The sequence below is a fragment of the Streptosporangium sp. NBC_01469 genome (assembly GCF_036227305.1).
In the GTDB taxonomy this organism is placed as follows: domain Bacteria; phylum Actinomycetota; class Actinomycetes; order Streptosporangiales; family Streptosporangiaceae; genus Streptosporangium.
The window spans coordinates 6,139,599-6,162,193 of record NZ_CP109465.1; the positions used below are offsets into that span (position 1 = coordinate 6,139,599).

At 74.1% G+C, this 22,595-nt stretch carries 16 protein-coding genes; 10 read left to right on the forward strand and 6 right to left on the reverse strand.

What is annotated here, in order from left to right; all coding sequences use genetic code 11:
- Positions 1-137: 137 nt before the first annotated feature.
- Positions 138-659 carry a CGNR zinc finger domain-containing protein gene (locus OG587_RS27010; protein ID WP_329080008.1) on the reverse strand — a complete coding sequence of 174 codons (522 nt, stop codon included), beginning with the start codon at positions 657-659 and terminating at the stop codon, positions 138-140.
- A gap of 71 nt (positions 660-730) precedes the next feature.
- On the opposite strand from OG587_RS27010, the gene OG587_RS27015 reads away from it, so the two are divergent.
- Complete coding sequence (locus tag OG587_RS27015; protein WP_329080010.1) at positions 731-1,603, forward strand: alpha/beta fold hydrolase; 873 nt, start codon at positions 731-733, stop codon at positions 1,601-1,603.
- A 101-nt stretch (positions 1,604-1,704) separates the two neighbouring features.
- Here the strand turns inward: OG587_RS27015 and OG587_RS27020 are convergent, their stop codons facing one another.
- From OG587_RS27020 to OG587_RS27035, 4 genes are all read right to left on the reverse strand, one after another.
- Positions 1,705-2,247: a hypothetical protein gene (locus OG587_RS27020; RefSeq protein WP_329080012.1), complete on the reverse strand. Its 543-nt coding sequence runs from the start codon at positions 2,245-2,247 to the stop codon at positions 1,705-1,707.
- A 375-nt stretch (positions 2,248-2,622) separates the two neighbouring features.
- Entirely contained in the window at positions 2,623-2,850 is a 228-nt protein-coding gene (locus OG587_RS27025; protein ID WP_329080014.1) for a hypothetical protein, read from the reverse strand.
- 74 nt (positions 2,851-2,924) lie between these two features.
- Positions 2,925-3,524 carry a hypothetical protein gene (locus OG587_RS27030; RefSeq protein ID WP_329080016.1) on the reverse strand — a complete coding sequence of 200 codons (600 nt, stop codon included), beginning with the start codon at positions 3,522-3,524 and terminating at the stop codon, positions 2,925-2,927.
- Positions 3,525-3,753: 229 nt separating this feature from the next.
- Positions 3,754-4,962, reverse strand: coding sequence for a cation diffusion facilitator family transporter (locus tag OG587_RS27035; RefSeq protein WP_329080018.1), 1,209 nt, complete (start codon positions 4,960-4,962; stop codon positions 3,754-3,756).
- Positions 4,963-5,010: 48 nt separating this feature from the next.
- Here OG587_RS27035 and OG587_RS27040 point away from each other — a divergent pair, with 48 nt between their 5' ends.
- The 3 genes from OG587_RS27040 (at position 5,011) to OG587_RS27050 (ending at position 7,132) form a co-directional block, all read left to right on the forward strand.
- Positions 5,011-5,367: an ArsR/SmtB family transcription factor gene (locus OG587_RS27040; protein ID WP_329080020.1), complete on the forward strand. Its 357-nt coding sequence runs from the start codon at positions 5,011-5,013 to the stop codon at positions 5,365-5,367.
- 184 nt (positions 5,368-5,551) lie between these two features.
- A complete protein-coding gene (locus tag OG587_RS27045; RefSeq protein WP_329080022.1) occupies positions 5,552-6,322 on the forward strand; it encodes a helix-turn-helix domain-containing protein in 771 nt (256 codons plus the stop codon).
- 48 nt (positions 6,323-6,370) lie between these two features.
- A complete protein-coding gene (locus tag OG587_RS27050) occupies positions 6,371-7,132 on the forward strand; it encodes an SRPBCC family protein (RefSeq protein WP_329080024.1) in 762 nt (253 codons plus the stop codon).
- A gap of 283 nt (positions 7,133-7,415) precedes the next feature.
- On the opposite strand, the gene OG587_RS27055 is transcribed toward OG587_RS27050, so the two are convergent.
- Positions 7,416-8,273 (reverse strand): NmrA family NAD(P)-binding protein, encoded by an 858-nt coding sequence (locus tag OG587_RS27055; protein ID WP_329080026.1) that lies wholly within the window; start codon positions 8,271-8,273, stop codon positions 7,416-7,418.
- Positions 8,274-8,388: 115 nt separating this feature from the next.
- On the opposite strand from OG587_RS27055, the gene OG587_RS27060 reads away from it, so the two are divergent.
- From OG587_RS27060 to OG587_RS27085, 6 genes are all read left to right on the forward strand, one after another.
- The gene (locus OG587_RS27060; protein ID WP_329080028.1) at positions 8,389-8,805 is read left to right on the forward strand and encodes a winged helix-turn-helix transcriptional regulator; all 417 of its coding nucleotides are present in this window, start codon (positions 8,389-8,391) and stop codon (positions 8,803-8,805) included.
- Positions 8,806-8,988: 183 nt separating this feature from the next.
- A complete protein-coding gene (locus OG587_RS27065) occupies positions 8,989-9,849 on the forward strand; it encodes a DUF4132 domain-containing protein (RefSeq protein ID WP_329080029.1) in 861 nt (286 codons plus the stop codon).
- Positions 9,846-14,894: a DNA-binding protein gene (locus tag OG587_RS27070; protein ID WP_329080031.1), complete on the forward strand. Its 5,049-nt coding sequence runs from the start codon at positions 9,846-9,848 to the stop codon at positions 14,892-14,894. The genes OG587_RS27065 and OG587_RS27070 overlap by 4 nt, the downstream gene beginning before the upstream one ends.
- Before the next feature lie 314 nt (positions 14,895-15,208).
- Positions 15,209-16,408, forward strand: a complete 1,200-nt coding sequence (locus OG587_RS27075) for an ATP-binding protein (protein ID WP_329080033.1) — start codon at positions 15,209-15,211, stop codon at positions 16,406-16,408.
- Positions 16,409-16,593: 185 nt separating this feature from the next.
- The gene (locus OG587_RS27080) at positions 16,594-20,364 is read left to right on the forward strand and encodes a vWA domain-containing protein (protein ID WP_329080035.1); all 3,771 of its coding nucleotides are present in this window, start codon (positions 16,594-16,596) and stop codon (positions 20,362-20,364) included.
- Positions 20,361-22,592 (forward strand): hypothetical protein, encoded by a 2,232-nt coding sequence (locus OG587_RS27085; protein ID WP_329080037.1) that lies wholly within the window; start codon positions 20,361-20,363, stop codon positions 22,590-22,592. The genes OG587_RS27080 and OG587_RS27085 overlap by 4 nt, the downstream gene beginning before the upstream one ends.
- Positions 22,593-22,595: the final 3 nt, after the last annotated feature.

Consider the following 22,595-nt stretch of genomic DNA (forward strand, 5'->3'; position numbering starts at 1 on the left):
ACGCGGATGATCAATGATCGTTCGGTGTCGTTCCGGAACTCTTTCGTGTTCATTCGATCGTACTTCGTGTTCGATCGCAAGATGTGAACCTCGGTTGCCGGTGGCGGTCCCCGGTCGCCGCCCGGTCTCGTCGCGGGTCAGTCGTCGCCGTCCCGGTTCGCCGCGCGCCGGTGGTGGCGCCGTGCCTTGAGGCGGTTGCCGCAGGCGGCCATCGAGCACCAGCGACGGGTGTTGGCCCGGCTGTGGTCGACGAGGAACAGGCGGCAGTCGTCGTTGGCGCACGGGCGCAGGCGGCCGGGCAGGGTCTCCTGGAGATACGCCCAGGCCAGCACGCATCGGAGGCCGAACGGGTCGGCGGAGCCGGTGCTCAGCTCCCAGCGCACGCCGTCGTCGCCGACCGACGGGGTCCGCGACACCCCTTCGAGAAAGGGCTCCAGCGTCCGGGTGGGCTGCTCGCCCCTGACGACGCGGGCGACCGCGTCCCTGACGCGGCGGGCCGAGGCGGCGGCGGCCGGTGAGCGGGGCAGGTCGCGCTCGCCCAGCCACCGGGCGGCGTCGCGCGGGTCGTCCAGCGCGTCCGTGGGGACGCCGTCGACCACGGGTGTGGTGTTGAGCAGGTCCAAGAGGAGGTCAACGTCCTCTATAACCACCTTGGGCATATTGACAGGTTAGCAGTAATGGTGTTTCGCTGGCCATGTATAACTTCATCAACGACTCAAAGGGGTTAGGCATGGATGAGCGAACCCACTACCGCACCGCCGTCGTGCGCGGGCAGGAGATCTTCTACCGGGAGGCCGGGGACCCGGACGCGCCGGTCCTGCTCCTGCTGCACGGCTACCCGACGAGCTCCCACATGTTCCGCGACCTCACCCCGAGGCTGGCGACCCGCTACCGGCTCGTCGCACCCGACCACCTCGGCTTCGGCCACTCCGCGACGCCGTCCGTGGACGACTTCGACTACACCTTCGCGAACCTGGCCGAGATCACCGCCGCCTTCACCGAGCGGCTTGGCCTGTCGCGCTTCGCCATGTACGTGCAGGACTACGGCGCGCCCATCGGCTGGCGGCTCGCCACCGCCCACCCCGAGCGCGTCACCGCGATCGTCACCCAGAACGGCAACGCCTACCTCGACGGGCTGGACGAGGATTTCTGGGCCCCGATCCGGGCCTACGGCACCGATCCGTCCCCGGCCACCGAGGCTCCCATCCGTCAGTCTCTGACCCTCGACGCGATCCGCTGGCAGTACACCCACGGCGTGCCCGACGAGAGCCTTGTCAGCCCCGACACCTGGCGCCACGACTTCGCACTGCTGCGACGTCCGGGCAACGCCGAGATCCAGCTCCGGCTCACCCGCGACTACATCACCAACATCGATCTCTACCCGGCCTTCCAGGAGTACTTCCGCGCGAGCCGGGTCCCGCTGCTCGCCGCCTGGGGAGCCCACGACGAGATCTTCAGGCCGGGCGGTGCCACGGCCTTCCAGCGCGACCTTCCCGACGCGGAGATCCACCTGCTTCCCACCGGTCACTTCGCACTGGAGAGCCACGGAGCCCAGATCGCCCGGCTCGTCGACGACTTCCTGGGGCGGGTGCTTCCCCGCTGACCGCCGGCACTGAGGGGGAAGGGAAAATGGGGCGCGTCACGTGACGCGCGACGCCGTACGACAAGGAGAACCGATGATCCGCCGCTGGAATCCCTCGGCCCTCAGGTGGTGGTGATCGTCAGGTCCGCGCGGGCGCGGACGTCGTCGCGGGCGTGGAAACGCTCCTCCTGGGCCGCCCAGCGGTTCCAGTGCGGGGCGTAGAGGTCGCCGTCGCGCTCCAGCGCGCGGGCCTTGCGCACCTCGTCGGCCGCCTCCAGCCACAGCAGGCCGCTCAGGTACGGCGCGGCGGCGAGGGCGCCGGAGCCGGTACCGTCGAGGACCAGGACTCCGGTGACCGGGACCTCGTGCCACTCGGCGTAGCCGCCGTCGGCCCAGTCGTAGCGCCGCCACCGCGCGGGCCGGTCCAGGCTCAGTGGCCGCAGGATCCACCCGACCAGCGCGTCCACTCCTCCCAGCAGGCCGTCCCACCCCGGATAGAGATCGTCCATCCGTACGACGGGCGCGGCCAGTTCCGCGGCCACGGCGGCGGCGAGGGTGGACTTGCCCGAGCCCGAGCGCCCCTCGACCGCCAGGACGCGGGTACGGCCCGCTCGGGCGGGGCGGGCGCGCAGCCAGAGTGAGATCCGCGGCACGTGGTCGTTCACGCCGGCGTCACGGGGCGGCGCCGTAGACCGGTTCGCACGCGGGGCGCGGGAGGTACGTGGATCACGAGTCAAGCATCTCAGGGGCGCATGCGCACCGGTCCGCCCGGCACCCGAGGCGTCGTCCGCGCGGGGGCGGGTTTCCCCGATCACCGCCCCTCACCGGGGGCGGTGACGCGCCGGAGGAAGGCGCGAGACTCCCGGACCGGCCGCACGCCGGTGGAGCCTCATCTGGTGAGACGTAGTGGACGCGAGAAAGGTTCACATGGGAGCGGGGCCGGATCCGGGCGGGGGGTTCCGCGACGGGATCCGGGACGGGTCCAGGATCGGGGGAGGAGCGGCGGGAGCGCACGTGTCACGGGTGACCGGAGGACGAGGTCACGCGCTCCGGCGGGTGCGCCAGCGGGTCAGGATCTCACGGTCGGAGTCGCGCTCCTCGACGTCGCGGCGGCGCTGCTCGTCCTCGTCCTGCGCCAGGGCCAGCCACTCGGAGTATTCGGGGTCGTCGCGGCCGATGTCGCGGGTGCCGTCGACCTTGGTGCCGTTGTCCAGCGTGGTCGTCGCGGGGACGCGGAGGGTGCCCCCCGGCAGCATGGTCACGTTCATGGCGTGGCCTTTCCGTCGTCTCTCCTGACCGCTGTTCGCCCAGCATAGCTCCGGGGGTCGCGGCACGCCCACGGTCACCCGATGCCGTAGTGCCCGGACAGCCGGTGGTACACCCGCTCTGCCTCCGCCTCCTCGCCGACCAGGTGGAGCAGCCTGGTCGCCCTCCGGGTGAGCACGCAGGCGAAGGCCTCTGCGAACAGTTCGGTGACGTCGTCGCGGTAGGGCGGATGAAGACGGTCGCGGGTGCGGGCGTGCAGGTCGGTCCAGAAGGGGGAGTGCGAGGGCAGCCGGTCCATGTGGTCGGCGGCGTGGCCGAGCTCGTGCCCGCACACCGACACCGAGGGCGAAGGGGTGCTTCCCACCCCGATCCGCCGCTGCCGGGGGTCGTACACACCCGCGCTGCGCTCCCAGTGGCCCGCCTGCAGGGGCAGTGCGACGCCCCGCAGCCACTCGAAGCCGGGAAGGTCGGGCACCGATCCGGGGCCCACCACGATGCCGCCGCTCAGATGGGTGGTCAGGCGGGTGGCGAGTGCCTGTGGCACGGCCGCCAGCGTCAGTATCGCGAGGAGCGTTTCCGCCGGTGGGAACGTGCCAGGTTCCCAGGTGCGCGCCAACCGCGCCTCCAGTGGGCCGACGTGCAGCCAGCCGGGACGTCCTCTGCTGTGGTCGGCCAACGCAGCCGCTTCTCCTGGATCGGGGGGCGATCCGCCACGGCTTGCGGGCCGGGCCGATCAGGTCCGCGGGCCGCGACGGTGATCATGCGAGACTACATCTCCCGTGCCCCGGCCCGCGCGGGTACGCCCACGCCGGGGCCGTCCGCGCGTGGCCGGGCCGTGTGCCCCGGCTTTTTGTTCGCGGACGCGGGCGCGGCGGGGCGTCCGCACGTTCCCTTCCGGTACGCCCCTACCGGTGTCCGACCAGGATGGCGTGGTGGTCGGTGCCTTCCCCGCCGTCCGGGTCGGCGTGCACGGTGGCGGCCCCCAGGCGGGGCAGATGATGGATCAACCGGTGCTCGGCCTCCACCGCCACCGCGTGCGCCTGCAGCAGCGACAGGTCGTCACCGACCACGATGTCCACCTCGGCGCGCAGCGTGTGGCCCACCCAGCGCAGCCGTACCGATCCCACCCGCCGCACGCCGCGGGTGGCGGCCAGGATCCGCTCGGCGTGATCGACCAGGGCCGGATCGACCGCGTCCATCAGCCGGTGGTAGATCTCGCGGGCCGCGTCCCTGAGGACGAGGCAGATGGCCACCGTGATCAGCAGGCCGACGATCGGGTCGGCGATCGGGTAGCCCAGTGCCGAGCCGCCCGCGCCGAGCAGCACGGCCAGCGAGGTGAGGGCGTCGGTGCGGGCGTGCAGCCCGTCGGCGACCAGCGCGGCCGATCCGATCCGGCGTCCGACCCTGATCCGGTAGCGGGCCACCCACTCGTTGCCCACGAAGCCGATCACCGCCGCCGCGGCGACCCAGCCGAGCGCCCTCACCTCCTGGGGGTCGACCAGGCGCCGCGAGGCCTCGTACCCGGCGAGCACGGCGGAGGCGGCGATGATCAGGACGATGGCGATTCCGGCCAGGTCCTCGGCCCTGCCGTAGCCGTAGGTGAATCTGCGGGTGGCCGCCCGGCGCCCCAGGGAGAAGGCGATCGCCAGGGGGAGCGCGGTCAGCGCGTCGGCGACGTTGTGCAGCGTGTCACCGAGGAGGGCGACCGAGCCGGAGAAGGCCACGACCACCGCCTGGACGGCGGCGGTCACCATGAGCACGGCGAAGGAGACGGCCAGCACGCGCATCCCGCGACTGCTGGACTCCAGGGCGGTGTCGGTCCTGCTCGCGCTGTCGTGGCTGTGCGGGGTGAGGGCGTGGCCTACTCGTGAGAGCAGCCTCCCGAACCCGAACCCGAACCGGCGGCCGGTGGGCCCCCGTCGCTCGTGGCCATGCTCGTGATCATGGCTGTGGCCGTGTTTCCCCGGCTCGCGGTCGTCGCCCGGCCCGTGCCCGTGTTCACGGATGGGTTCGTGCCCGTGCCCGTGTGCGGCCTCGCGGCCCTGGTCGTGGGGGGAATCGGAGCCGGTGGGCCCGTGGGGGGACGGAGAACCGGCATCCTGCTGGTCGGACATGGCTACCTCGTTTGCGACCGGTGCCCTTTTCCCGGAGTATATGTAGTCATGTATGCACGCGACAATCAATCAGGTGACAACCCGTCGCAGGAGCAACCCACCGGCGCCCAGGTGGAGGCCGCCGTCGAGGCGTTCCGGATGCTCAGTGACGCCACCAGGTTGCGCCTGATGTGGCTGCTGTCGTCGGGGGAGTACGACGTCGGCTCGCTCGCCGAGGCCATCGGGGTCGCGCGTCCCTCGGTCTCCCAGCACCTGGCGAAACTCCGCCTCGCCGGGCTGGTGCGCACCCGCAGGGACGGTCGCCGCGTGCTCTACCGGGCCCGTGACGCCCACGTCCGCGCGCTCATCGGCGAGGCTCTGTTCCATGCCGATCACGAGGTCTCCGGCATCCCGCGCCACGACTGACAGTGATGACGTTCATGGTGACGTTGCGGCGGGTCTGACCCACCGACTGACTGACGTCTCGACTGTCCTGCCGGCGTGGGCGCCCGACCGGCGTGCGCCGGGTGACGGCGACCCGGCCGCCGGTGTGGTCACCGGCTTGCGGCGCCAATTGACAGATTAATTTGTCTAATGGTTCCATGAGGCCGTGCCCGCGACCGAGATGACACTCATGGACGAGCCCGACCGCCTGCGTGTCGCACTCCCCCCGATCCGCCGACGGCTTCTCGGCCGCCTGCGCGAGCCCGCCTCCGCGGTCCAGCTCGCGGCCGAGTTCGACCTGCCGCGCCAGCGGGTCGGATACCACCTCAGGGTGCTGGAGGAAGCCGGGCTGATCGAGCTGGTGGAGGAACGCCCGCGGCGCGGTTTCGTCGAGCGCGTCATGAGGGTCACCGCGAACGCCTTCCTCGTCGACCCCGGCGTGCTCACCTCACCCGACGAGGCCGACGAGGCCGACGAAGCGAGCAAGGCCGACGAGACCGGCGGCGGTGACGGTGACGGTGGCGGGGCCACCGGGACCGCCGAGGGGTTCCGCCGCGTCGCCGACCAGTACGCCGCCGAGCACCTCGTCGAGGTGGCCGCCGACACGGTGCGCGACGTCACCCGCATGGCCGCCACCGCCGACCGGCAGGGCGTCCGGCTGCTGACGTTCACCCTTGAGGCGCGGGTGCGCTTCGCCGAGCCCGGCGACGTGCACGACTTCACCGACGCGCTCGCCGACGCCCTCTCCCAGGTCGCGGCCCGCTTCGACACCCCCGGTGGGCGGCTCTACCGTCTCGTCGCCGGTGGGCATCCGGCCCCCGGTCCGCGAGGAACCGGTCTCACCCCCGGCACGCCGGAAACCGATGGGCATCCGGTCTCCGGCCCGGGAGAAAACGCTAGGCATCCGGTCTCCGGTACGCCGGAAACCGGCGGTTGACATCCTTCCCGGGACCGAGGTCCGGGGTTCCCACGTTGGAGGTATCCCATGACAGACGAGCCGTTCTCCATCGAGGTCACCATCGCCGCACCCGTCGGCGACGTGTGGAGCGCGCTGCGCGACCCCGAGCTGATCCGGCGCTGGCACGGCTGGCACTTCGACGGCCTCGACAAGGAGATCGAGGTCATTTACCACCAGAACGTCGTGGAGTCGGCCGCCGAGCACCGGCTGGAGATTCAGGGCGGCGACCTGTTCGAGCTGGCCGACCTCGACGGCCGTACGGGCCTGAGGGTGACCCGGGCCCCGCGCGGTGGCGACCCCGACTGGGACGCCTACTACGACGACATCACCGAGGGCTGGATCACCTTCGTCCACCAGCTCGCGTTCGCCCTGGAACGGCACCCGGGCGCCGACCGGCGCACGGTCTTCCTCTCCGGTGCGGCGGCCCCGCCGGTGCTGGAGGCCACCGGTCTCGCGGCGGTGGCCGGGTTGCCCCCGGCGAGCCCGTACGAGTTGGAGAGCCCCACCGTGGAGACGCTGCGCGGCCAGGTCCGGTTCCGCTCGGCCAACCAGGTCGGCCTCACCGTCGACGGCTGGGGCGACGGCCTGCTGGTCGCTGCTCAGAACCCGCCCTCACCCGCCAATCCGGGCGGCGCCGCCATGATGGTGCTCACCACGTACGGCCTCGACGACGCCGCGTTCGCCGATCTCGAATCCCGCTGGAACGCGTGGTGGGGACGTAACTTCCCGGAGGCCCCCGCGAACGATCAGGATGCCCCCACCGTCGCGGAGCAGGTCCCGAACGCGTGAGGCCGCCGTCCGCCCGGCATGGAAGTGCGGCGCTTGGGTCGGCCGATGGGCCGGGAGGACGCTACGGGGAGTGAAACCCTCGGCGGAGCGCGGGCCGGGCGGGAAGAACCCGAAGTCGCCGGCCCGTTCGGCGGCCTCGCCACCGGTTCCGGGGCGGTGGAGCAGTCGCGCCGGGAGATCGGCCTGACCCTCGGGCGGTGGAGGTCCTCGAACGGCGGCCCCTGACATCCTCCGTCCGCTCTCATCGTGAGAGCTCATGTCCCTGTCATGACACAGGGAGAGCTCACGCCTCCTTCAGGATGGCGGCCACCGACTCGCGCAGCGGTGTGGTGGGGCGGCCGATGAGGGCGCTGAGCTCGCCCGGGGTGGGGGACAGGGCTCCCTGGACGATGTCGAGATCGATGTCGGCGTACATGGTCGCCACCGGTTCCGGCAGGCCCGCGTCGATCAGGGCCCGGCGGAAGTCGGCGTGCGGGAGGTTCCGGTAGACGACCGGCCTGCCGGAGACCGCCGACGCCTCGGCGGCCAGCTCGGGCAGGCTCCACGCGGTGTCGCCGGAGAGCTCGTAGACCTTGTCGCCGTCTTCCTCGCGGGTGAGCACGGTGACGGCCGCGGCCGCGTAGTCGGCCCGGGACGCGCCGGCGACGCGGCCGTCACCGGCGGCGCCGAGGATCGCGCCGTGCTCGACTCCCTGGAGGACGGACGCCGCGTAGACCTCGGTGTAGAAGCCGTTGCGCAGGAAGGTGAACGGGATCCCGGAGGCGCGGATGTGCTCCTCGGTGCCCCGATGGTCGACGGCCAGCGCCAGGGGCGTGGTGTCGGCGTGCAGCACGCTGGTGTAGACGATGCGGGCCACCCCGGCCGCCCTGGCCGCGTCCACCACGGCGCGGTGCTGCCCGAGGCGCCGCCCGACGGCGTCGCCGGAGATGAGCAGGACCGTGTCGCCGGGGGCGAAGGCCCGTTTGAGCGTCTCCGGCCGCTCGTAGTCGGCCTCCTTGACCTTGACGCCGCGCGCGGCCAGGTCGGCGGCCTTGCCGGGAGTTCTCACGGCCGCCACGACACGGTCCGCGGGCACGCGCTCCAGCAGGCCGTCCACCACCAGGCGGCCGAGCTGACCGGTGGCACCGGTGACAACGATCATTTCACTTCTCCTCGCTCGAAGGGTCGCCATCAGGTTAGTACTAACTAATATATAGTGCCAACTAAAAGTTAGTGCTTTCTTTTGCGCAGTGCGACGAGAAAGTTAGAGTGGGCGGATGGACGACCAGGCCGCGATCCCGCTGGACGAGTTCAGCCAGCTCACCTTCGACGTCTTCGTGCGCGGATGCGCCTCGCGCGAGACGATGGAGCACCTGACCGGCCGCTGGGGCATCCTGGTCATGGTCGCGCTCAACGACGGGACCTACCGCTTCAACGCCCTGCGCCGCCGGGTCGACGGAGTGAGCGAGAAGATGCTCGCCCAGACCCTGCAGGCCCTGGAGCGCGACGGCCTGGTCCACCGCGAGGCCGAGCCGACCATTCCCCCGAAGGTCGAGTACAGCCTCACGCCGCTCGGCGCCCAGGCCGCCCGGCGCCTGCTCGACCTCATCGAATGGCTGGAGGGCGAGATGCCCGCGGTCATGGAGGCCCGCGTACGCCACGACCAGGCCAGAAACGAGCGGCAGACGACGTAGGCGCGTCGCCCGCCGCGTCACATCCGTCCGCCGCGCGGCGAATCCGGTGCCGTGGCGGGTGACCCGCGCGCCGCCGAGTACAGGTTTGTCGGTCCGGGGCGTTAGCGTTCCGCGCATCACGGTCGCGGGTGACGAAATCCCCGTGGGCGTCGGCAATCCTTCCATGGTGAAAGGCGGGACCCTTTGGGCTGGCTGGCAGCGGGAGACGGGTACGAGGTCGCTCTGGTGGAGGGCCGGGTGGCGGCGAGGGCCACCGCGGGCCGGGCGGCGGGACGGCAGCTGAAATCGCTGCCCAAACAGGTGCGCGAGCACCCCGAAGTCGAGCGGCTGCGCCGCCTGGCCGAGTGGCTCGACCGGCACGAGGCCACCTGTGTGGCACGGGTGGACGCCTGGATGGTGTCGTCCCTGCCCGTCCCCACCGGGCTGGTGGCCCGGCTGTGGCCGGACGAGGCGTGGCGGTCGGTGCTGTGCGACCTCGTGGTGGTCGGCGACGACGAGGCGGGCTTCCTGCGGGACGTCACCGGCTCCGGCGAGCTGCGGACGGTGAACCTGGACGGCGAGACCGTCCGGATGTCCCCGGAGACCGTGACGCTGCCCCACCCGGTGCTGCTCCCCGACCTGGACGACCTGAGGGAGTTCGCCGCGGAACTGGGCGTGACCCAGCGCGTCGAGCAGATCCACCGGGCGACCTGGGCCAGGCCCGCCGACTTCGCGGAGAAGGCCACCGAGGTGACGGAGTTCGCCGGGGGGAGATTCGCCTTCCGGTTCGGCCTCGCCGCCCGCGCGACCTCGCTCGGCTACCGCGTGTCGGGCGGCTACGCCACCTGCGCGGTGCGCGACGCCGGGCGGGGCGCCGAGGCGTCGGTGTGGATCGGAGAGCCCTATTGGGACGGTGACACCGAGACCGGAAGCCTGACCTGGCACGACCGTGACGGCAGGCGGCTCCCCCTGCGGGAGGTCGGCCCGGTGGCCTGGTCCGAGGGAATGCGCATGGCCGCGGCGCTGTACGCCGGCCGCAACGTCGAGGAAGGAACGAACGCGTGAGCGACGCCACGTCGTCAGTGAGCACCCCCGAGGCCGGGACGCACGAGCTGCCGGGAACGGGCGACGGAGCCGGGGCGCACGAGCCGTCCGGGCAGCGGGGCGGCACCGCGGTTCCCGAGCCGCGGGAGGCGGCGCGCGTCACCGAGGCGCGGGAGCTGCTGGAGGCCGGGGCGGTCCTTCCGCCGGGCACGGACGGCGGCGAGCGGGCGGTGCCGCTGACCGCGCGCGCCTACCGGCACCCCGGTCTGGAGGACCGGGTGGTGGTGCGCCTGGTCGCCGAGGAACTGGGCGCCGCGGAGGACGCCGCGGCGGGTTTCCTCGGGCTGGAGCCGGACGGCGAACCGGCCGTCGTCGGGGTGGGCCTGCGGCGCTCGCTCGGGTTCCCCGAGTGGGTGCTCGTGCATCACCCCGAGGACGGCCACCACGCGCTCGCCCTGGTGCCGGAGCTGGACCGCGCGAGCCGGCAGGCGAAGTCCAAGCCGAAGGCCGCCCTCGACGCCTACCAGCGGCTCGCCACCCAGCTGGCCGGGGCCGTCCCGCACTTCCTGCCGACGTTCCTCGAACAGGCGGGCCGGGTGTTCCTCTCGGTGGAGAACACCACCTACGCGTCACAGATGTTCGTCCAGGCGCGCAGGGCCGAGAGCGAGCACGGCCTGCCCGTCGACGAGGACCGGCTCGACGCGGTCTTCCTGGAGTTCGCGCTCGCCGGAGCCCTGCCGGTGAAGGCCCTGTCCGTGTACGCCAAGGAGCTGGCGGGCCGGGTGCCGGCGAACGAGGCGCTGCGCAGGATCCACCGGCTGTGCGTGCGCCGCACGGCGGGCGGGCTGTCGCCGTCCGCGCAGATGGCCGTCGAGCTGCGCCGCCTGGCCAGGGCCGCCGGGCTCGACGCGGACGTCGAGGAGCAGTCGTACCTGGTGGACCTGCTCGCCCTGCCCGCCACCTCCGGGGCGCCGCTGGGCTGGTGGAAGGCGCACCGCCCGGCCCTGGCGAACCTCGCCCGGCGAGAGCCCGCCTTCCGCGGGACGCTGCTGAACGCGATGCCCGCCAACGGCGACGACGACATGCCCGCCCTCTGGCTGGAGGTGCTGGAGGAGTCGGGCGCCACCGCGGGCCTGGGAGAGGCCGAGGTGCCCGAGGGCGAACGCCCCGCCGACGGCACGGCGGGCTGGCTCGAGCGCTTCCTGGCCATCTGGAACCCCGGCTGGCGGGGAAACCCGAGGCTGCCCGGCCTGTACGCGCTGGTCGAGCGCGTGGCGGGACGGCTGCGCGCCGAGCTCGCCGCGACGGGCGGGACCGTGCCGTTCAAGCCCGACCCCGACCTGGTCGACCTCCTGCTGTCGCTGGAGATACCGGTCGCCGATCCGGGTGACGACGCCCGCCTGCTGCTGGAGCCCTGGGCGCGCGCGGAGGAGGGGCGCGACCTGCTCGCGCTGGCCGCCGCCCCCCGGTTCCGGCGCGCGTTCCACCGCGCCGCCGAGGCGTTCAGTAACGACACCGACGGGAACCGGGCCGTACGCCGCCTGGCGGCCTCGCCCGGCGGCCGGACGATGCTGGCGGAGTGGGTGGGCGCGGTCGCCCGTCGCTCGGCCGCCACCGGCCTGCCGCAGCTGCCCGACGCCCTCAGCCGGCTGACCTGGCTGCCCGGCGAGGCGCTGGTGCTCGCCGGGGAGGAGGTCGCCGAGGCGGTGCGGGCCGACCTCGCCGCCGAACTCGCCAGGACGCTGCGCGGCGGGCTCCTCGACGAGCTGGGCTGGCCGGCCTGGGAGGAGGCGGTCGCCGACCTCGTCGGCCCGAAGGACCTGAACGAGATCGAGACCGCCGACGCCTGGCCGAACCTGATCGTCTCCGGCCCCTCCCGGGCCAGGGTCATCGGCCCGGAGGGAACCGTGCTCGTCCACGACCTGCGCCCGGCACCGGACGGCGTCTGGGGCGACCCCGACTTCCAGCACGTCGACGGCGAGCTGCTCGTCTACTGGCACACCTACGGTGACGGGCTGCGCGGATACTGGCACTCCTCGGCGGGGACGATCCTCGCGATGGAGGGGGAGGGCGGCAAGTGGGCGCTGGGCGCCGACACGGTCACCCTGCCGCTCCCCGGCGGCGGGCGGGCCACGGGCGCCGGGGTGCTGTACCCGGGTGACACCGTGGTGCCCCGCAGGCGCCGCCTGATGGGTGACGGGACCTCGTTCTGGATCTGGGACACCGACGTCAATGGCTGGCGCGAGCACGACCCCGCCGGCATGACGGAGGGCAGGCTGAGCGTGCCCGGGTTCCTCGCCGACGCGCTGCGCTCGGCGCCGCCGGGCAGCACCTTCCGCGACGGCTGGGTGCTGCCCGCCCTCTCCGGCGAGGCCACCCCGGACGGCGTTTCGGCGGACGGTCTGCTCGGCTGGCGGGTGGTCGAGCTGCCCGACGGATCGCTGCGCGGTGAGGACCTCACCGGGCGCGCCGTCACCCTGCGCGGCGGTCCTGACGGGCACGACTGGCCGTCGCGCGCGGTGACCTTCCCCGGTGACGACCGGCCGCGCGCCGTCGTCACGGGCTACCGCGATGTCAAACTTGTCGACCCGGAGGGCGTCGTCGTCGCGACGGCCTCGCTGCAGGGTGAGCCGGGAGTCTTCGCGGAGGGCACCACCCTTCTGCCGCCGCTTCGTCACTGGCACCTCATGCGGCCCCGCGATCCGGAGGGCTCGTCGGCTCTGCGCCGGATCGACGGGGAGACGGCGGCGGCCCTGCTGAAGGCCGCGGGTTCCGTCGAGTCCGTCGAGTCCGCCGATCAAGGGCAGCCGGGGCAGCCGGGGCAGCCTCCGCGGTCGCCGCGAGAGGAGCTGCGCGACCTGGTCCGCGCCCTGCTGCCGCAGGTCACCCATGACGCGCTGATCGCCGGAATCGCCGGGGTGGTGGCGTTCGCCGCCACCCAGCGGGCCACCCTGGACGCGGCGGCGGACAGGCTCGCCGCCGCACTCGCGGGCGAGCGGGAGGAGGGAGAGCCGGAGGGCCCCTCCGACCGGCTGCTCGCCGAGGCGCTCAACGGCCTCGGTGTCGTGACCCCGTACTGGGGGCGGAGGGAGACGTCCCACAACATCTTCCAGCAGCTCCGGACGATCGGCCGCGAGAGGCTGACACCCTCCGGCCGGTCCGTCCGCCTCCACGTGGACGGACCGCCGCTCGCCTACCTCTCCACGGAGTGGGAACCGCTGCTCGACCGGTCGGCCGCGCTCGCCTACCGGGCGGCGTCGGCGTCCGATCCCGAGCAGGCGGGCGCGCTGCGCGAGCTGCTCTCCGAGTTCGAGACGCTCGGGCTGGCCTCCGCGGCGGAACCGTCCTCCTGGCGCCGTTTCGTCCTGCACCTCGACAGCGCCTGGGTCGACAACGTGCGGAACAGGCGTCCCGGCGGCGGCTGGCGCAACGTGCTCCCGCTGGCGGACGGCGCCCTCATCGCGTTCCTGACCTTCGACTCCGACAGCGGCGGAGGCTACCGCTTCACCGCGCTCTTCCACGACCCGGCGGGCCGCTTCGACGTGCCCCACCCCTACACCGTGCGTTTCTCGGGGCCGGTCGGCGAGGCCAGGCACGCGGGCTGGCTCGGGGAGTTCCTCACCGAGCTCGCCGGACGCGGCCCCGTGCCCTGGCGGCCGGAGAGCGCGGAGGAGTTCGCGCGGCTCACCGGGGTGACCGAGACGACGGCCCGGCTGGTCGTCGCCGGGCTGCCGTACGTGGACAGCCACGAGCGCGGCTTCCTGCCCGGCGGCCTGCGGGCGACCCTCGGCGTGAAGGCGGCCGACGCCGCCGTGGCCAAGGACGAGCTGCGCGGGATGAACGCCGACGTACGGCGGGAGGTCGTCGGCGCGCTGCTGCCCGAGCGCCCGGCCGCGCTGTGGACCGAAGGGCCGGACGTCGCCGCCGCCGCGCGCGTGTGGAACGACCGGGTGGGACGGCGGGCCGCCGTCCCCGAGTGGCTCGTCGGGGAGGCGACCCGCGCGGTGCGTCCCTGGTGGGAGCCGAGCCGGGCGCTGCCCGCCCTGCTCGACCCGGCCTCGGCACCGGAGTTCAGCACGGACCTGCGCTGGCGGGTGAAGGGCGACCGCGTCGCCCCTGCCGACGGCGGCGACACCGGATTCACCCATTCCACGCTGCTCTCCGCGATCGCGCTGACCGCGTGGCTCGCCCACCGGCTGCCCTCCGGCGATCCCGTACGGGCCGCGCTGCCCGCGGTGCTGGCCGCGATCAGGGAGCGGCTGGCCAATCCCGACCTGCTGCTCGACCTGGGCGAGTACGTCGACCTCCCCGGGTTCCGCAAGGTCGCGGGAGCCCCCACCGAGGTCGCCGAGGGCTGGGAGCGCCACGGCGCCGTGATCATGGCCACCCATGACGACCGGCCCGCCCCGGGCCTGCGCGTCGCCCTGCTCGACGCGTCGGGGAACGACCCCTACCTGCCGGCCTTGCGTGCCCTGACCGGTCACCCGGAGCGGCCCTTCCCCGCCGAGCTGGCGCTGCGCACCGCCCGCGATCCGCGTTTCGAGGCGCTCCTCGCCGACCCCGGAGACCCCGTGGCGGGGGAGCGCGCGGCCGACGGCACCTGGTGGCCGCAGGACCCCTCCCGCTCCGTGCCCGCGCTGCTCTCCCAGGTCTCGGGGGAGTACGGGCTGGGCCAGGACGCCGCGGCGCTCTACCTGGCGCTGCTCGCGATGCCGGATCCCACCGACAAGAACGTCACCCGGTGGACCGGCTGGAAACCCGCCCGGTTCAAGGCGGCCCGCGCCGAGCTGGCCGCCACCGACCTGGTGGTCGAGGCGAGCCGCACCCGAGCGGGCCGCTCGCTCTTCCTGCCGGGAGGCTGGGCCGAGCTCAAGGCTCCGAACGTCCCGCTCGAACGGTGGAAGTTCCCCCTGCTCGACCTGGTCGGTGAGGAGAGCCCGGTGCTCGGGGTGCTCGTTCCCGCCGAGCCCGCCGCCGACCTCTACACCAGGGCGTGGCAGCGGGTTCGCGACGGCGACGTTCCCCGCTTCGAGGAGCTCCGCGTACGGCGCGGCAGGCGCCGCTGACGCGGGCGACCTCTTCCCGCGGACGCCCTTTTCCCACGGGGGCTTTCCTCTCGCGGGCCCGGACCTTCTTCTTGCGGGTCCGGACCTCATGGGTGCTCTCGTGGGTGCGGATCTCGCGCGGCGGGCCGCGCGGACGAACCGTACGCGCTGACTTCCGTGGGCACGGATCGCTCCAGTGGGAAACACCCGATTCCACCGGTTTCACCGCTTCCACTGTTTTCACTGTTTTCACCAGGCCTGATCGGCCGGGGCGCGGGCTTGTCGCCCGTGTCCCGGCCGGATCGGGCATTCTCCCGGACAGAAGGATCTCCCCGATGACCATGACCGAACCGGTGGCCTCCGCCGCCCTTCCCAGCCGGCGGACGCTGCCGGCCGAGGAACAGCACGCCACCGAACTCGCCTTCCTCGCCGCCCACGACGACGGCCCCCGCCCGCCCGGCTGGGCGCTGACCCCGCGAGCGGTCGTCACCTTCGTCTGCGGCAGCGGGGGCGAGACCCTCGAACTGCCCGGATCCCGGCAGGCGAAGAGCCGCGACGGCGGTGACGGCGGCACCGCGCCGCCCGCCCGGCTCGCCATCGCCCCCAAGTTCGTCGGCGAGCGCTCCCTGGTGGAACGCTGCGTGGTCACCCTCGCGGGCGAGCGTGGCCTGCTGCTGGTCGGCGAGCCGGGTACCGCCAAGTCGATGCTCTCCGAGCTTCTCGCCGCCGCCGTCTGCGGCACGAGCGCGCTCACCGTGCAGGGCACCGCCGGCACCACCGAGGACGCCTTCCGCTACGGCTGGAACTACGCCCTGCTTCTCGCCCAGGGGCCGAGCCGCCAGGCGCTGGTCGACTCCCCGGTGCTGGCCGCCATGCGGGCCGGGCGGGTCGTCCGGATCGAGGAGATCACCCGCTGCCTGCCCGAGGTGCAGGACGCCCTGGTGTCGATCCTGTCCGACCGGCGCCTCAGCGTGCCCGAGCTCGCGGGCACGCCCGACGCCCTGACGGCGGCCACCCCCGGTTTCACCGTGATCGCCACGGCCAACCTGCGCGACCGGGGCGTCTCGGAGATGTCGGCGGCGCTCAAGCGCCGGTTCAACTTCGAGACCGTCGTCCCCATCGCCGATCCCGTCGCCGAGGCCGCCCTGGTACGCGGCCAGGCCACCGCCGTGGTGCGGCGGGCCGGTGCCGCCTTCGGCGTCGACGACGCCGTGCTGGACGCGCTGGTCACCGTGTTCCGCGACCTGCGCTCCGGCCGCTCGGCCGAGGGCTGGGACGTGGAGCGCCCGGGAACCGTGATGTCCACGGCCGAGGCGGTGCAGGTGGCGGCCTCCCTCGGGGTGGCGGCGGCCTACCTGCCAGGCGGGGATGTCCTCGACCTGGTACCCGGTCACCTGCTCGGCGTGGTCCGCAAGGACGATCCGGCCGACCACGCGCGGCTGCTCGGCTACTGGGACGGCCCGGTGCGACGCCGCGCCGAGGACGGCTCCACGATGTGGCGCCGCCTCTGGGACCTGCGGGAGAACCTGCGTTGACGAGCGAGCGGCAGGCGGGCACTCCCGGTGCGGGGGACACGGGTGCCCAAGACGATGATGGCCGAATGACGGCCGGGCGTGGTTCCGGTGTTTCCGGCGGGGGCGTTCGAGATGGTGGTGTCCGGGTGACGGCCGGGCATGGTTTCGGTGTTTCCGGCGGGGATGTTCGAGACGGTGGTGTCCGGGTGACGGCCGATCGCGGTCCCGATCTTCCTGACGTGGACGCCCACGGCGGGGGCGTCGGTGCCGATCCGCGGGGCGCGGTGGAGGCGCTCGCCAAGGCGGGTGGTGACGGGCGGCCCTACCTGCTCGGCGTGCGTCACCACAGCCCCGCGCTGGCGGCGGCCGTCCCGGCCCTGCTCGACGCCGCCGGAGCCGAGGTGGTCTGCGTCGAGCTGCCCGCCGACTTCCAGCCGTGGCTCGTCCACCTGGCGGATCCGGCCACCCTCGCGCCGGTCGCCCTCGCCGGTACGGGTGGTGACGGGCGGCTCGGCTTCTACCCCTTCGCCGACTTCTCGCCCGAGCTGGCCGCCATCCGCTGGGCGCGCGAACGCGGGGCCGAGGTGCTCTGCTGCGACCTCCCGCTCTCCGCCCCCGCCTGGTCGGAGAGTGATCCGGTGAGATCCGGCGCGGCGACACCGCCGTCCAGGGCCTTCGCCGACGGCCTCGCCGCCTCCGCCACGGGCAGGGACGGGGACGACATGTGGGATCGCGCCGTCGAGGTGCTCGCCCCCGGCTGCCCGCCCGAGGCGGTACGCCGCGCGGCGCTGGGCGTGGGCTGGGCGCTGCGGCAGGACGCGGAGGCCTCGGGAGGAGTGTCGCCCGGCGACCTGGCCCGCGAGGCGCACATGCGCGAGGTTCTCGCCGGGGCGGCCACCGAAGGCCGGCGGGTCGCCGCGGTGATCGGCGCCTTCCACGCTCCCGCCCTGGTCACCCGTGACCCGGCTACCGCTGCCCCGGCCGTTCCCGGCACGGTTCCCCCGGACCACGCCACCCCGGACGCCACCCCGGCCCACCCCGCCTCCGGTCAGGCCATTCCGGGTCAGGCACCCTCCGGCAGGGGCACCTCGGCGCGCGGCACGGACACCCCCGCCGCGCCGGCCGCCGGAGGTCCCCCGCCCGCCACCTCACTCGTCCCGTACGCCTTCGACCTGCTCGACTCCAGGTCCGGCTACCCGGCGGGCATCCGTGACCCGCGCTGGCAGCAGGCGGTCCTCACCGCGGGCGGCGATCCCGGGAGGATCAGGGACGCCGCCGCCCGTACGATCACCGAGGTCTGCCGTGAGCTGCGCGCCGCCGGGCACACCGCGGGCACCGGCGAGGCCGTGGAGACGCTGCGGCTCGCCTGCGACCTGGCCCGGCTGCGCGGGCTGCCCGCGCCGGGGCGCGGCGAGCTGCTCGAGGCGGTGACGACCGTGCTCGGCCAGGGCGAACCCCTGGGGCGCGGCCGGGCGCTCGCCCGCGCCCTCGAGACGGTCCTCGTCGGTACCGAGCGCGGCAGGACCGCGCCGGGCACCCCCCGCTCCGGGCTGGGCCCGGCGGTCGAGACCGAACTGGCGGAGCTGCGGCTGCCCCACCCCGGTGATCCCGGCTCCCGCGAGGTCCGCCTCGACCCGCTCCGTTCGGACCTGGACCGCCGCCGCGAGATCCTGCTGCAACGCCTGCTGGTGTGCGGCACCGGCTACGGCAGGCCGACCGAGGTGACGGGTACGGGGGACGGGACGGCCCTCACCACCCGATGGCTGCTCTCGTGGACGCCCTCGGCCGCCGCGCTGCTGGACCTGGCGGGCGTACGGGGCGTCACCGCGGCCCTGGCCGCCGAGGGGACGCTGCGTGAGACCTTCCGCAGGGAGTCCGCCGAGGGCGGCCCCACCTGCGAGCTGATCCTCGCGGGCCTGCGCGCCGCGGCCGCCTGCGACCTGCGGGACCTGGTCGCCGACCGCATCGAGGACGCCGCCTCGATACTTCCCGCCACCGCGGGACTGCCCGACCTGCTCCAGGCCCTCGACCTGCTGGAGGCGCTGCGCCGCGAGCACCTTCCCGGCACCACGCCGCAGAGCCGGGACCGGGCGGCGGAGCTGGCGGGCACCCTGCTGGAGGCGGCCGTACGGTCACTGCCCGGCCTGACCGGCAGTGATCAGCCCGAGGACGCCGCCGCCCTGATCGCGCTCGTCACCCGCTCCGCCGAGCACCGGCTCGGCCTGAGCCTCGACGACGCGCTGGACACCCTCGCGCGTACCGGCTCCCCGCTCATCCAAGGGGCAGCGCTCGCGGCGCGCGTCCTGCTCGACATGGACGAGCCGGACACCCTCGGAGCCCGAGCCGCCGGATGGGTCGACACCGCCACGGGGCCGGAGGGGCGCCACCGCCTGTCCCGCCTGCTCACCGGCCTGCTGGTCGCCGCGGGCCCGCTCCTGCAGTCGGCCGCGGCGGCCCTCGACCCGCTGCTCGACCGCGTCGACGGCCTCACCGACCAGGGTTTTCTCGACCGGCTTCCCGCGCTGCGCGGCGGCTTCGACATCCTCGCCCCGGCGGCGCGCGACCGGCTGCTGCGGGCCGTGACCGACCGTCTCGGCGACCGTATCGACCTGGCCTTGAGCGCCCCGCCCGAGCTCCTGGCGCTCTGGGCCGCCGCGGACGCCGCCGGGCTGGCCGCCCTGACCGCCCTGCGGTTGCCCGTGCCCGGCCTCTCCCTCCCGCCCGCCGGGTCCGAGCCGCCCACCCGGGGCCGGGTGGGCGAGGCCGTCGTGCCCCCGGGGGAGACGAGCGGGTACGAGCCGGAGCCTCCGGAGCCCGTACCGGGAGGGGCAGGGGAGGCCGTCCCGCGCCGGCTCGCCCCGGCCGACCGGTGGCGCCTGCTCCTCGGAAGGGAGACCGAGCGGCTGCCCGCCGGAGCCAGACGCTACGCGCACGCCCTGGACGAGTTGTACGGGGCGGGCCGGGGAGAGGGAGCGGGCGACTTCGGGCCCGGATCGGGTAACGGCGGCGACGGTGGCGGCCAGGGGGCCTCATTCCCCTCCGCCCGCGAGTGGGCCGAGGAGCTCGACGCCCTGTTCGGGGCGGAGGTGCGGGAGGAGGTGCTGGCCGGCGCGGCCGGTGCCGGGCGGACCGACGTGCTGTCCGAACTCGACCCCGACTCGGTACGCCCGTCGATCGACCTGCTGACCTCCGTCCTGTCCCTGGCGGGAGGGCTGCCCGAGCAGCGGCTCTCCCGGCTGAGGCCGCTGGTCCGCCGCCTGGTCGCCGAGCTGGCCAGGGAGCTCGCCACCCGGATGCGCCCCGCGCTGACCGGCCTGGCGACACCGCGTCCCACCCGCCGCCCCGGAGGACGGCTCAACCTGCCCGCCACCCTCAGGGCCAACCTGGCGCACACGCGCCGGACCGGCGACGGCAGACTCCTCGTCGTACCGGAACGGCCGGTCTTCACCACCCGGGTACGCAACGAGGCCGACTGGCGGCTGGTCTTCGTGGTCGACGTGTCGGGCTCGATGGAGGCCTCGGTGATCTGGTCCGCGCTGACCGCGGCCGTCCTGGGAGGCGTTCCCACGCTCTCCACGCACTTCCTCGCCTTCTCCACCAGCGTGATCGACCTGACCGACCGGGTCGCCGATCCGCTGTCCCTGCTGCTCGACGTGCGGGTCGGCGGCGGTACGCACATCGCCGCCGGGCTCGCCCACGCGCGCTCCCTGGTCACCGTGCCGAGCCGCACGCTCGTCGTGGTGGTCAGCGACTTCGAGGAGGGATACCCGCTCGGAGGGCTTCTCGGCGAGGTCCGCTCCCTCGTCTCCTCCGGCGTGCACCTGCTGGGCTGCGCCGCTCTGGACGACACCGGAGCCCCGAGATATTCGGTGCCCGTCGCCCAGCAGCTCGTCGCGGCCGGCATGCCCGTCGCCGCACTCAGCCCGCTCGCCCTCGCCCGCTGGGTGGGCGACCGTCTCCGAGGAGAAACCCGTTGAACCTCCCAGTCGCCTCCCCGGCAGGGCACCTGCCGCCGGTGGAGCCGCACGTGGTCGCCTCGGCCGTGGAGGACCTCACGCCCCGGCTGCGCAGGAAACTCGACGCGGCGATCGAGCGGTGCGCCGGGCTCCCGATCGCCGCCGACGGTCAGAACATCTCCGTCAGCTGGGGGGAGGACGCGACGGTCACCCTCACGCCGGGGCCGTCGGGCACGATCGCCGACCCCGGCGCGGCCCGGTGCTGCTGCCTGCTCGCACCCCGCTGCCTGCACCGCGCGGCCGTCCTCAGCGCCTGTCCGGTCGCGGACCCTGACCCGCAGGTGTCTCCGGACCCGCTCGTGGACATGGACGTGGACGTGGACACGGGGCCGGGGCAGGGCTCGGACACGACCGTGGATCCGGTCGCGGACCCCGTCCCGGTCTCCGGTGGGAAAGCGACCTCGGTCGCGGGACCGGTCAGGGAGACGAAGGCGGGCGCGAGCACGGGTGCGGGTGCGGGTGCCTCCTCGGGCTCCGGCTCCGGTTCCATCCCGGCCTCCGGCGCCGCCTCGGGCTCGAACCCCGTCCCGGTCCCCGGGCCCAACGCCGGGCAGGTGGCCGCCGCGACCGGGTTGTGGGACGCCGCCGGCGGGATTCTCGCGGGCGGGGTGCCCGGTGCCGGAGCGGTTCCCCAGGCCGAGCTGCTCCGCGCGGCCCACACGGCCCGGGTGGCGGGCCTGCACCGGGCCGAGGCCGCGGCCCTCCGCGTCGTCCGCGAACTGCGGGCCGCTCGTGCGCGCCATGACGGCCACCGCCTCGCCGACCTGGTCTCCGCGCTCCGGGAACTCCTGCTGACCGCGAGCAGGCTCGCGGCGGCCGACCCCGATCCCGCCCTGGTGGGAACCGCGCGCCGCGCCTACCGTCAGGGCGAGGGGCTGAGGGTGTACGGGGTCTGCAGGGAACCGGTGATCAGCACCACCGGCTACGGCGGAGTGATCACCCACCTCGTCGCCGAGGACGGCCGCCGGTTCTCCATCGCCGACGTCAAACCCGGCGGATCGGCCCGTGCCCGGGGCGCTGCCACCGCCACGGTCGCCCTCGGCGCCGCGGCTGTCAACCACGCCCAGCTGGCCCGCGGAGGGCTGCTGATCTCCGGCACGACGATCTCCCCGGACGGACGCCTCGGCGCGGGCCGCAGCGTGCGGGCCAATCCCGTCGCGGGACTGTCCTGGTCGGAGGGGCCGCTGGCCGCCCTGTTCGCCCGGTCGCTCGCCTCGGCGGCCGACGCGACGTTCTCCGGGGCCTCGTGGAGCGATCCGCAGGACGACGGGGGAGCCGGACAGCCGCTGGTCGGATGCGACCTGGTGATCGTCGGCGCCGAGGGGGACCGGCTGCTCGCCCGCGAGCTACCACCACCCACGGAAGGAGACCGCGGAGGATCGGACCGTGGTGGGTCGGACCATGGTGAATCGGACCATGGTGAATCGGGCCGCGCCGGATCGGATCCGCCCCTCGTGTCACCCGGGCCTTCCGGTGCCGCCCCTCTTTCCGAACCGGCGGCGGGACGGATGTGGGGACCACTGATCCGGCTCGTACCTGCCGACTCCCACCCCGAGCTGGCCCATGTCGACAACCTGCGGCGACTCGCGTCCAGGCCGGGACTGCGGGTACGGGTGATCGGCCGGTTGGACCCCGGCAGGGCCGCCACCCTGCGCCCGCTCGCGGTCGGGCCGGTTCCGGGTGCCGGGCCGACGCTGCGCCTGCCCGCCGAGTGGCTGGACCGCGCCGACCTCGGGTACGACCGCCTGCAGGGTTCCCACCTTCCGCCCCGCGACGACTGCCCGCCCTGGCGAGAGCCTGCCGAGGCCGACGCGGACCCCGTGACGAGCTCGCCCCTGTGGCGGGCGCGACGCCTCGTCGAGCTGGCCGTCTCCGGCGGGCGGCGGGCGGTCGCCGAGTCCGCTCGCGGCGGTGACTCCCTCGCCCAGCGGGCCCCGCTCCGGCGCGCCGGCTTCGAGACCTCCGCGACCCTCGTCGCCGCGCTCACCGAGGAGGCCGACCGCCGCACCCGCGACGTGTTCGGCCGCCTGGTCGACTCCGGCGGCGACCGGTACGCCTGGGCGTGGCTCGCCGCGGCGGTCCACCTCACGGCCACCGAACGGGCACTCGTCCAGGCGTCCTGGCACGACGGCCACACCCGGCGCGATTCTGCGGAGCCGGGCGACCGTCATCGCGGAACGAGGGAATGAGGA